The sequence below is a fragment of the uncultured Hymenobacter sp. genome, from assembly GCF_964242765.1.
In the GTDB taxonomy this organism is placed as follows: Bacteria; Bacteroidota; Bacteroidia; order Cytophagales; family Hymenobacteraceae; genus Hymenobacter.
Map to the genome: position 1 here is coordinate 1 of NZ_CAXTBM010000106.1, position 11,876 is coordinate 11,876.

Consider the following 11,876-nt stretch of genomic DNA (forward strand, 5'->3'; position numbering starts at 1 on the left):
CGATGCGGGCATCGAGGGACGGAGGCTCCAAAAACAGCAGAAACTCCTCGTCGCGTAGTAATTCCAGTTCCCGCAGGTTGGTGCAGAGCGGTTCCAACAGTTCAGGCGTGAATACGTTGGAACCCTCGGCCCGCAGGGCTTCGCGCAAGCTGGGCGGCAAGGATTCGGCGGCCAATACGTAGTTGATGGCCCATATTACGCCGTCGTCTCCGTAAGCTTCCAAGTCGTCGGTGGCGAAGTGCAGGGCCACGTAGGGCGAGTAGGTCCAGTCGAGGAGGCGGGTAGGCAAGCCGTGGTGCTGGGCCAAGGCCAGCCAGTTCCAGACGGAGGCGCCGGGCTGCGTGAAGTCGCGGCCATATTTGCGGAAGTTGCGCAGCAAATGGTTTTCCAGTTCCTGGTATTCGCCGCCAAGGCGTTGCAGGCTGGTAGTGAGCAGCCACTGAGAAGAACGCAGCCCCCGGTACACAAACGGCGAACGAAAGCGCCCAATTCGCGCATCCCAGGTGTCGCGGAAGAGCGCCTCTTGCAAGTCAGTCCAGGAAGTGACGTGTATGTCGTTAGCGGAAAGCGGCACAGGAAATACGTTTAATGGAAAGAGCTATTGGTTTTCAAGATATGCCCAGCACGGGTGAGAGCAGATATATGAAGTGCCAGAATTCCGCATACCAAACAACTGTCATGCAACAATGGGAAGATGTACCGGAGCTAATGCTCGTCATCTATTAGCGGTCTGTCGTCTTCGTCGCTTTATATAGCCGCATGCTGTTTCTTTCAACGAGTTGCACGTATGGCACGAGTTGAAACACGGCCTGCTCGCCCAAGCTCACTCACGAACTTTATCCACCCTACTACCCTACACGCGTTTCAGAACCAGAAGTTCGGCGAAGCGCTGCGGCAAGCGCGCAGTATTTTTATTTCACCTTTGCCAGTTAACAAAAACTCGGCTGTCGTCCTGCGTTTATGCAGAATGACAGCCGAGTTTTGTTGAACTCCACTGCTTTTAGTGTCCTTCCGGAAAATCGGCGGCGTCACCGATAGCAGCTACGCCTTCCAGCTCTTGCAGCAAGCCCGTAAACTTGTCACGCGCGCCTTTTACGGCAGCTTTGCCGAGGGGCAAATGCAACGGCGGGTTCTCTTGGCGCACCAAGTCGAACATGGCTTGGGCGGCGCGTTGCGGGTCGCCGGGTTGCTTGCCGCTGTAGCTCTGGATACCTTTCAGATTCTCGCCAACGGTAGCGCGATAGTCTTCGATGGCCGTATCGACGAAGCTGGCGGAGCGGCCGGCCCAATCGGTACGGAAACCGCTGGGCTCGATATTGGTGACGTGGATGCCAAGCGGCTTCACTTGCTGGGCCAAACTCTCGCCAATAGCCTCAAGCGCAAACTTGCTGGCGTTATAGACGCCCACGCCAGGAAAAGTTTTCAGCCCACCGATGCTGGTGATGTTGAGTACGTGGCCGCTTTTCCGCTCGCGCAGGTGCGGTAGCACTGCCCGCAGCACGTGCAATGGCCCGAACACGTTCACGTCGAATTGACGCTGCACCTCCTGAGCCGAAATTTCCTCGATGCTGCCCATCGAGCCGTAGCCCGCGTTGTTTACAACTACGTCGAGGTGGCCGAGTGCCTGAATGGCATCACTTATAGCCTGTTTTACTTGCTGCTCGTCGGTAACTTCACAAACCAAGCCGCGGCTGTTTTCACCAGCCTTAGCTGTGAATTCGTCGGCTTGCTCTTGCTTGCGGAACGTGGCGGCTACTTTGTCGCCTTTGCTGAGGCAGTATTCGGCCAGTTCTTTGCCAAAACCGGTGCTTGCACCGGTGATAAACCAATTCTTGTTGTCAGTTGCCATTGTTTAAAACGAAAGGGAAAGATGCGCCGCTATAAGGCAACGGCGGCCTTTTCAACTCTAAAATGGCAGTAGAGGTTTTAAAGACGCGTAGAAAAGTGATTGAACACAACGCTGTTACTAAATCAGCTTGTTCTGCCTGGGCAAGCGCAGCAAGACGGACCTCTAATAGGTATACTTCTTCAACGAAAACAACCATTTGATAATCTGCATCCCAACTTTTCGCCGTAGCTTTGACCGGCAATAAGAGAAACCTCACTTCCTTGTTGCCATGGCTGATTCCGCCGCCTCCACTTCCACAATTGCCTTCGAGGCACTCACCTACGACGCTGTTCTGCTGCTTCCCGCGTACTCGGAAGTACTGCCCCGCGACACCGATCCTAGTGCTCAGCTCACCCGCAATATTCGCCTGAAGCTCCCCTTCGTTTCGGCCGCTATGGATACCGTCACGGAGTCGGAAATGGCTATTGCGCTGGCGCAGGAAGGTGGTATCGGTGTTATCCACAAAAACATGAGCATCCGGGCGCAGGCTGAATTAGTGCGCCGCGTCAAACGCTCGGAAAGCGGGATGATTCTCGACCCGTTTGTGCTGTTGGAAGCCGCCACCCTCGGCGACGCCCGGAAGATGATGCGCGACAACAACATCGGCGGTATTCCTATCGTCAATGAGCAGCGCCATCTCAAAGGCATTCTAACCAACCGCGACCTACGCTTCGAGAAGGACATGAGCCGGCACGTAACGGAAGTTATGACCCATGCGCCCCTTGTAACCGCCAAGGCGGGCACCGAACTCGCTGACGCCGAGGATATTCTGCAAGAATCGAAAGTTGAAAAACTGCCGGTTGTCGATACCGATGGCCGACTGGTGGGCCTTATCACCTACAAAGACATCCGTAAGCGCCGCCGCACTCCCAACGCTTGCAAAGACGAGTACGGCCGCCTGCGGGTAGGCGCCGCGGTAGGCGTAACGCCTGATTTGCTGGACCGGGTAGCGGCCCTCGTGGAAGCTGGCGTAGACGTAGTTAGCGTGGATACCGCCCACGGCCACAGCAAAGGCGTACTCGATGCCGTTCGGGACCTGAAGCAGAAATTTCCCAAGCTTGAAGTAATAGCCGGTAACGTGGCCACTGCCGAAGGTGCCCGCGCCCTGGCCGATGCCGGCGCCGACGCCGTGAAAGTGGGTGTTGGCCCCGGCTCCATCTGCACCACCCGCATCATTGCCGGCATTGGCGTACCGCAGCTTTCGGCGGTGCTCGAAGCAGCCCGCGGCTTGGAAGGTACCGGTGTTCCACTTATTGCCGATGGCGGCATCAAGTTTTCGGGCGACGTAGTGAAGGCTCTGGCAGCAGGCGCGAGCACCATCATGATTGGCTCGTTGCTGGCTGGCACCGAGGAAGCGCCAGGAGAAATTACGCTCTTCGAAGGCCGCAAATTCAAGAGCTACCGCGGCATGGGCTCGGTGGAAGCCATGGAAGACGGTTCGAAGGACCGGTATTTCCAGGATGCCGAAGACGACGTGAAGAAGCTCGTACCGGAGGGTATTGTGGGGCGCGTAGCGTATCGGGGCCTCGCTGCCGAAGTGCTCTTTCAACTAGCTGGCGGGTTGCGGGCCGGCATGGGCTACTGCGGGGCTGCTACCATCGAAGACCTCCAACAAGCCCGCTTCGTGCGCATCACCGGAGCCGGCCTGCGCGAATCGCACCCCCACGACGTACAGATCACGCAAGAAGCTCCAAACTACAGCACCAAGTAGCTAGTAGCTTGGGGCACAACGAAGCGAACCGGCCCCTCTGGAACCGGTCCGCTTCGTTGTGCAAGTGAGGGCATTATCTGCAACTATCTATATACCGCGTACCTAGGAAAAACCAGTTATTTAGCGTATTTTCAATAGTTAACTTCTTGCCATAGCAACGATTTAGGATTCAGGCAAGCACAAACGCAGCTTCCACTATGCGCGTTTTCAGTTCGTCTTATTTGCACGTTCATTACGAGCCGCTGCTCCATTCTCTGGAACTGGAATGGCGGGGCCGCACGCACGGAGACGAGCTGCGGGTAGGAGTACAGAAAAGCCTTCAGTTTGCTGAAGAGCGCCACATTCGGACCTGGATTGCCAACATGACGGACATGCACGTCATCTGCCCCGAGGACCAGGAATGGCTTAAAATGGAGTGGCTTCCGCGGCTTCAACTACTCGACATCGAGTTTCTAGCCATAGTTATTTCCACCGATGCGCTCAACCGCTCGAGCATTTATAACATCATGAGCGGGAGTGAACAAGAAACTTATGCTCCGCTGGAAACAGTGTACTTCAGTTCGGCGCAGGATGCCCGCGATTGGGTACGTCAGGCCTGCCAATCTTCTTCTCTGGCCTGGGTTCAGCGCCGACGCTAGTGCAAAACAGTTTCCCCTATTTCTAGTTTACTTACCCTTCCAGTCAACAGCCCGTGCGGTTGCTGACTTTTCTTTTTTAAAGAAAAAATTTACCCGGACTTGGTTGAAGCGCGCAGGCAACAATATTCCTGCCGCACTTATATCTTAGCGGTTCGTTTTTGTTTGAGCCTGCCGCTTTCTTCACCGAGCCGGCTCTGTTTCATACTCTATGCCCTTTCGCCAGAAGCTGAAAGCTGTTACTTTTCCTCTCACTGCCCTTAGCTGGCTGTTGCTGCTCGTTAGCACGCTAAGCAATACCAATGGCCGAGTTGCCGAATGGCTAGGTGGCCCCTGGCCCGAGTGGATAACCCTGGCGGCCCAGGCTGCTTTCGCCGCTGGGGCCTTCATCTACCAACGCGGCCGCCCCGACCCCTTGCACGGCAACGACTTTGTTGGCTTGCTTCGCCGCTTGGTATTGGGGCCGGGTATGCTGGCTACCGCCTGCGTGGGACTCCACCTGCTCGAGCGGTTTGTGCAAATGAAGCTGCCGACTAACGACCAAACCTTCTTTGCCTGCGTCTACACGGTTAATCTGGCTTTGTTCGTTGTATTCCTGGCATATACCAACTACTCTTGGCGCAGCCTGGTGCTTTTTCGGGCTTCTGCCCGCGTGCAACGCCAATGGGTGTGGTTTGAGGTTATGCTCGGCTTTACGCTGCTTTTCCGCTTGCTCGACTGGGTACCGCCTCACCCCATCGACTACTTGATTGTAGGTGGACTAGGCGTTTTCGGAGTGTATTTAAGTGGTAATCAGCAGTGGGTGGCTTACCTCAACCGCCGCCAGAAGTGGGAGGCGGTGCTGCTGCAAATAGCCATTATGCTGGCTATGGCGGTGTTTGTGGCTTACTTCCTGCGCATTCGCTACGACCTCAAGCTCGTAGCTCCAGCGCCGCAACATGCCTTCTTGCTCCTCAATGCGTTTTTTGGGGCCTTCTATGCCTTCATGGGGCTGATGGTTACTGTTTTCAACCTACCTACGGCTGGCGTATTCGAGCAAAAGCGGGAAGAGATTCTAAGCATGCAGCGCCTAACGCAGCTTATCCAGAAAGGCCAAAACGAGGAGGAAGTGTATGCTATGCTTTTCGACTCCGCTGTGCAAACCATGGATGCTGACGCAGCTTGGCTTACGCTCGAAGACGATAACAGCACCACGACCGTACAGTACTACCAGGTCTCGCCGGAGCAGGCCGATGGGGTGCAGCACTTACTGCAAGAGTACAAGCTACATCACACCGAGTACCTCAACAACGACCTTTCCAGCAGTAGCGGTTTTCGCGAGTTAGGCTTGCCGTACAACTCTCTGATTGTGATGCCGTTGCGCTCAGCCAAGCGTCGCTACGGGTCGCTTTATATGTTGAAAGTGCATCGCTACGGTTTCGACCGCGAGAACTTAAGCATCCTGCAAACTTTTGCCAGCCAAACGGTACTTAGCATCGAGAACCTCCAGCTCGTGCATATTTCCCTGGAAAACCAGCGGGTGCAGGAAGAGTTGAAAATTGCCTCGGCGGTGCAAGACAGCCTGATTCCTAAGAACCTGCCCATCGACAGCTGGTTTGATATCAGTTCCTACGCGGCCTCGGCCCGGGAAGTAGGCGGCGACTTCTACGACTTTCTGCATTTGCCAGGTCGGCAGTTAGCTATTCTCATCGGCGACGTATCGGGCAAGGGCGTAACGGCGGCCTTCCACGTGGCCCAGATGAAAGGCATTTTCCACGCGCTAATGCAGGAAAACCATTTAGCCCGCTCAGAGCGCGAAAAGTTTCCGGTACCCAGCCGCTTTATGACGCAGGCCAACGCGGCGCTGTCCCGCTGTTTGGAACGGTCCGCTTTCATTACGGCCTCCCTGTATATTATCGATTATGAGAATGCTGGTTTCGTATTTGCTCGGGCCGGACACTGCCATACACTCTACTATCACTCCATAAAAGAGGAAGTTTCCTATTTCCAAACGACGGGATTGGGCTTGGGTATCATCCGAAACGATACGTACGAAAAGCACATCAAAAATCAGTTCTACGATTACAATCCGGGCGACGTGATGGTGATTTACACCGACGGAATTGTGGAAGCACGGAACGCCGAACAGGAAGAGTATGGCGAACAACGGCTGCTTTACATGCTCGAGCAGACCTTCTCGATGGAGGCCGACGAAATTAAGGAACAGATTCTAACCGATTTAGCTCAGTTCAGTGCGGGCCAGCCCATGCACGATGATCAAACGTTGTTGGTGGTAAAGTTCAAATCTTCTCAACCTGACACTAGGAACTGACGTACCCTGATCTTATGAAAATAACTCAACATTCTTCCGCGGGCACCCTCAGCCTAAACCTTGATGGTGAACTGGATGCTAGCTCCTCGGTATTACTGGATACGGAATTGGCCAAGCCCGAAACCCTTCAGTTTCAAAAAGTACTCATCAATTGCAAGCAACTGAACTACATTTCTTCGGCTGGCTTGGGCGTTTTTATTTCGCACCTACAGCAATTTCAAGACGCAGGCGTGAAGCTTGTTTTCTTCAACATGCAAGACAAAGTGTATAACGTATTCGAGATTCTTGGCCTCGACACGCTGATGACCATTGTGCCATCGGAAGCTGAAGCCACTGCCGTATAGACTTATTCCAAACAATCAGCGGGGATGAAAAACGCACTTCGGATCAATTGTAGCCGAGGCAACCTAAAGGCTGTCCGTGACTTCGTCACGGCTTCCCTGCTAGACCACAACCTGTCGAATCTGGAACTCAACCAAATTGTGTTGGCAGTAGACGAGGTAGTTGCCAATCTTATTATCCACGCCAACGGCGAAGACGAGTCGCAGTATCTGGACTTAGCTATAGACGTTGAAGACCAGTCATTTGCTATCGAGATACTCGATAACGCGGCCACTTATTATAGCCCCTCCACTTACAGCGAACCCGACCTGCCAGATCTCATTCGGCAACGCAAGAAAGGCGGCGTGGGCATGACCCTGGTTAACCGTATTATGGACCGGGTGGAATTCACTTCCAATGGTAGCCAGAACGTTTGCCGACTCTACAAGCGCTGGGTGGTGCCGAGTTGAAGCCAGTACCCTGCTGTTTCCCGCTAGGTAAACCCAGCTTCTTGAGTAGGTATTATCATCCATTTACTGCCCCCACCAGCAAGTTACCGAACTGAGCGGCCGCACAAATTAAGGTGAGAGAAAAGGACAGCCGATTAAGTTTTGGGCAGCTGGAACAAGTACCAACCAGTGGCGCGTACGGGTGCAGCGCTATGGCTTTAACAAGAAGCGCCTGTACTAGATGACGAGTTCAGGTAGCGAGCAGGCGAAAAAAATTACGTAAAATTGCAACAGGCAGTTCGCTACGCTCAGTCGACTTTGGGGGGCAATTACTGCGTATTGCAGTTTCTTATATCTTATATGCACAAACGCATTTTGTACGCCGGCACCGTTGCCGTCGCGCTACTAGCCGCCTGTCAGGCGACCAAACCCACTACCACCGCCAAACAACCTGTTGTTGAAACGCTTGGCACCACGCCGGTACCAGCGGGGGAGTTTGCCTACGTTTACCGCAAAAACAACAGCTCCGCCCCTGAATACGGCACGCGCGCCAGCGTCGCGGAGTATCTGGATCTGTACACCAATTTCAAGCTGAAGGTGCTGGAAGCCGAGCAGCGCGGCCTTGATACCACGCAGGCGTTCAAGCGGGAGCTGGACGGCTACAAGCAGCAATTAGCGCAGCCCTACCTCACCGAAAAAAGCGTAACCGACCAACTAGTACGGGAGGCATATGAGCGGATGAGCAAAGAAGTGAATGCTTCTCATATTCTGGTGCGCTTGCCCGCCGAGCCGACACCCGCCGACACGCTAACTGCCTACCAAAAAGTAGTGGCGCTGCGGCAACGTGTGGGTGGCAACGCCAACTTCGAGCAGATTGCCCGCGAGGTCAGTGAAGACCCTTCGGCGCGCGAAAACGGCGGACGCCTGGGCTACTTCACCGCCATGCAGATGGTGTATCCCTTCGAGACGGCCGCATTTAAGACGCCGGTCGGGCAGGTATCCCAGCCAATTCGTACGCGCTTTGGGTATCATCTGATTAAGGTAAACGATGTGCGGCCCGCACAAGGCGAAATCAAGGTAGCCCACCTGATGATCCGGGCCACGCCCAACATGCCAAAAGCGGACTCGGTGACGGCGAAGAAGAAAATCGACGAGCTCTATAGCCGCCTCACGCAGCGCAAAGAGAATTGGGAGAAGCTGGTAGCCCAGTTTTCGGAAGATGCGGGTTCGGCAGCCAATAGCGGGGAGTTGCCGCCCTTCGGGACGGGCCGCATGATTCCCTCGTTCGAGGAAGTTGCCTTCAAGCTCCAGACGCCGGGCCAGATTTCAGCGCCCGTTCAAACGCCGTATGGCTGGCATATCATCAAGCTGCTTGAGAAGCAGCCGGTGCCGACGTTTGAAGCCATGGAGCCCACGCTGAAAAGCAAAGTAGCCAAGGATTCCCGCTCGGAGTTAAACAAAGCCGCTTTCTTGAAGCGCATACGCACTGAAAACCAGTTCAAAGAATTTGAGGCGGCGAAAGCGGATGCCTTCGCGAAAATTGATACGTCGGTGGTAAATGGCCGCTTCAAGTATACGGCCCCTACCAAGCCAACCACGGTTTCCAAGCCCAGCAAAAAACAAAGCGGCACGGCCGAGCCTGCGCTATTCGTTATCAAAGATAAGAACTACACGGTAGCTGATTTCCTGACTTACGTCCAGAAAAACCAACGGCCCCGGCCTGGTGCCGAACCGCGCTTTGTAGCCCAGCAGCTCTACGACCAATACGTAGAGCAGAGCTTAACTGATTTCGAGAAGAACAACCTCGAAAACAAGTACGAAGACTACCGGATGTTGGTAAAGGAGTACCGCGACGGTATTTTGCTGTTTCAACTCATGGACGAAAAAGTATGGAGCAAGGCCATTGAGGACACCGTGGGCTTGCAGAAATACTTCACTGAAAACCAAAGCAAATATCAGTGGGAAAACCGGGTACAGGGCACGGTTATTAGCGCGGCCTCGCCGGCTCTGCTGACGCAGGCCCGGCAGCAGCTTGAAGTTGGCCGCTATGCTGTAGCGCGTTTGGCCCCTCAGCCTATTGGCTTCACCGGCAGCACCGATAAGATTACGAAAGGCTCGCGCCTGACCCTGGATGCTTTGGCTAGCACCATGCAAGCCGACACCGCTTTGAGTGTGACTCTTACGGGCCGCTACAAGAAAGGCGAAACCGCGGCTCTTGCGCAGCGGCGGGCGGCGGCCGTAGCCACTTACCTTACCAGCAAGGGTTTGCCCGCCAGCCGCATCAGGCAAACCGCGCAAACCAAAGCTACCACCGACAATACCTTGGCTCCTGCTGTATTCAGCTCCAGTGTTACGGCGTTGGAAGAGCAGTTGAACGCGCAAAATCCGCTGTCGGTCCAAATCACGCAGAAGGCCTTTGCCAAAGGCGACAACAAGGTGGTTGACGAGCTGATGAGCCGGGGCCCCGGCTCGTACGATGTGCAAAAGGACGGCCGCTACTTCACCGTTGTTATCGACAAGACGTTGCCCGCTGGCCCCAAAACACTGGCTGAAGCGCGTGGCCTTGCCACTTCCGATTATCAGAATTTCCTGGAAAAAGAATGGATAGCGCAGCTTCGCACCAAGTACCCGGTCCAGATCAACACGGCTGAAGTAGACAAGTTGGTATCTAAGTAGCCCCGAACGTGTTAAGGAAAAGCCCCGGTTTCGGCCGGGGCTTTTTGTTTGGCTACAATCCAACTTTCAAATTATGAAAGTGCCGCTGGAACTGCGCAAAAAGCCTATTCGAATAAACCAGTTGAGTAGGGCTTTGCAATGCCATTTGCTCTTTTACTTTTGGTGATGCAAGGCAGTCCAAGCATTTTGAAATGCGGCCTCAACTGTCATGCAACGCAGCAACCAGTTCTGGTCTCTTTGCTTTGAAATCTAGATGCCGTCTGGTTTTTGTCGGAGAAAGGATTTATGTTGAAATTTACGCGTGGCTTTCTGCGTTCTGTTGGCTGCCTGGTTCGGTAGTACTGTTGCTCGGTACCGAACATACCTCTTGAATCATCCCATGACTCCTTCTATTAATGTATTGAAACGGGCAGCCTTACTGACCGTATTGCTGCTAGCTGGCACCTTTTCTGCCAGCTACGCCCAATTGGGCGTAGGCCGCCCCGTCGGCCAAACGATTGTTGATGGTATTATTGCCAAAATCGACAATCAGATTGTATTGCGCTCCGACCTGGAAACCATCATGGCGCAGGAAAAGGCTCGGGCCGATGGCAAACCCCTGCCTCCCGATATGCAGTGTAGAGTGCTGCAAAGCTTAGCGCTCAACAAGCTTCTGCTGGCTAAAGCCGAAACGGACTCGGTGGTAGTGGAGGACTCGCAGGTGAAAGGTGAGTTGGACCGCCGCATGAACTACTTTGCCCAGCAAATCGGCTCGGAGAAGAAGCTAGAGGAGTATTACAACAAGCCCATCAAGCAGCTCAAGGAAGACTTGCGGCCCCAGGTGAAAGAGCAATTAGTTCAGCAGAAGATGCAGGAGCAGATTGCCGGCAAAGTGACTGTGACGCCCCGGGAAGTACGGCAGTACTTCAACCGTATTCCCAAAGACAGCCTTCCCTACTATTCTACGGAAGTGGAAGTCGGCCAGATCATCAAGTTTGCCAAGGTAAATACCTCGGCCAAGCAAGCAACCCAAGCCAAACTCAACGACTTGCGAGCCCGCATTCTGGCCGGCGAAAGTTTCGAGGCGCTGGCTAAGCAGTTTTCCGAAGACCCCGGCTCGGGAGCACAGGGCGGCTACTTGGGCTTCTTCAAGCGCAAAGAATTGGTGCCTGAATACGAGGCGGCAGCGCTACGGCTGGAGCCGGGTGGCCTCTCGCCGGTAGTGGAATCCCAATTTGGTTTTCACCTTATTCAGCTGATCGAGCGCAAAGGCGACCAGTTCAGCACCCGCCATATTTTGCTGAAGCCCACTACTGGTAGCACCGACGTGAACGAAGCCGCAAAGGACCTCACCACCTTGCGCCGCCGTATTCTGGCCGACAGCATCACGTTTGCCAAAGCTGCCAAAGACAATTCCGACGACAAGCAGTCGGGCGCCAACGGAGGCTTGCTCCAGAACCGTGAGGACGGTAGCAGCTACCTGCCGCTCGACAAGCTGGATCCGGCTATCTTCTTCACCATCGACACCATGAAGGTGGGCCACGTTACGCCTCCCATGCCTTACCGCACCGACGATGGCAAAGACGCTATGCGTATTATCTGGTTGAAATCGAATACGCCGCCTCACCAAGCCAACTTCAAAGACGACTACCAAAAATTGGCGCAGGCCGCGTTGTCGGAAAAGAAAAACAAGGCGCTGGATGAGTGGTTTGAGAAGAACCGCGGCAGTGTCTTCATCGAAGTCGACCCGCAGTACAGTGGCTGCAAGCTGCTCAATACGGTAAATTAATTGCTGATTGTTGAATGGTTGATTGTTGCTTTGCCGCAGCGGCGAAAGCAACAATCAACTTTTTTTCGCAACGGTTAACAATCAACAATCAGTCTTTAACCTTCACAGAATGCGCAC

The 11,876-nt window shown here is 54.2% G+C and carries 9 protein-coding genes; 7 read left to right on the forward strand and 2 right to left on the reverse strand.

The window, feature by feature from the left end:
• Positions 1–574: FRG domain-containing protein (locus tag ACFE7X_RS23950; RefSeq protein WP_375438206.1), on the reverse strand; the 574-nt coding region annotated here is incomplete at its 3' end.
• A gap of 426 nt (positions 575–1,000) precedes the next feature.
• Positions 1,001–1,849, reverse strand: a complete 849-nt coding sequence (locus ACFE7X_RS23955; protein ID WP_375438207.1) for an oxidoreductase — start codon at positions 1,847–1,849, stop codon at positions 1,001–1,003.
• Between the two features lie 268 nt (positions 1,850–2,117).
• Between ACFE7X_RS23955 and guaB the strand changes: the two genes are divergently transcribed.
• The 7 genes from guaB (at position 2,118) to ACFE7X_RS23990 (ending at position 11,759) form a co-directional block, all read left to right on the forward strand.
• Positions 2,118–3,599, forward strand: a complete 1,482-nt coding sequence (gene guaB, locus ACFE7X_RS23960; protein ID WP_375438208.1) for an IMP dehydrogenase — start codon at positions 2,118–2,120, stop codon at positions 3,597–3,599.
• 197 nt (positions 3,600–3,796) lie between these two features.
• The gene (locus tag ACFE7X_RS23965; RefSeq protein ID WP_375438209.1) at positions 3,797–4,237 is read left to right on the forward strand and encodes a hypothetical protein; all 441 of its coding nucleotides are present in this window, start codon (positions 3,797–3,799) and stop codon (positions 4,235–4,237) included.
• Between the two features lie 208 nt (positions 4,238–4,445).
• Positions 4,446–6,545, forward strand: coding sequence for a SpoIIE family protein phosphatase (locus ACFE7X_RS23970; protein WP_375438210.1), 2,100 nt, complete (start codon positions 4,446–4,448; stop codon positions 6,543–6,545).
• 14 nt (positions 6,546–6,559) lie between these two features.
• Positions 6,560–6,889, forward strand: a complete 330-nt coding sequence (locus tag ACFE7X_RS23975) for an STAS domain-containing protein (protein ID WP_375438211.1) — start codon at positions 6,560–6,562, stop codon at positions 6,887–6,889.
• Positions 6,890–6,913: 24 nt separating this feature from the next.
• Entirely contained in the window at positions 6,914–7,336 is a 423-nt protein-coding gene (locus ACFE7X_RS23980) for an ATP-binding protein (protein ID WP_375438212.1), read from the forward strand.
• 339 nt (positions 7,337–7,675) lie between these two features.
• Positions 7,676–9,991, forward strand: coding sequence for a peptidylprolyl isomerase (locus ACFE7X_RS23985; RefSeq protein WP_375438213.1), 2,316 nt, complete (start codon positions 7,676–7,678; stop codon positions 9,989–9,991).
• Between the two features lie 379 nt (positions 9,992–10,370).
• Complete coding sequence (locus ACFE7X_RS23990) at positions 10,371–11,759, forward strand: peptidylprolyl isomerase (RefSeq protein ID WP_375438214.1); 1,389 nt, start codon at positions 10,371–10,373, stop codon at positions 11,757–11,759.
• The last annotated feature ends 117 nt before the right edge of the window (positions 11,760–11,876 follow it).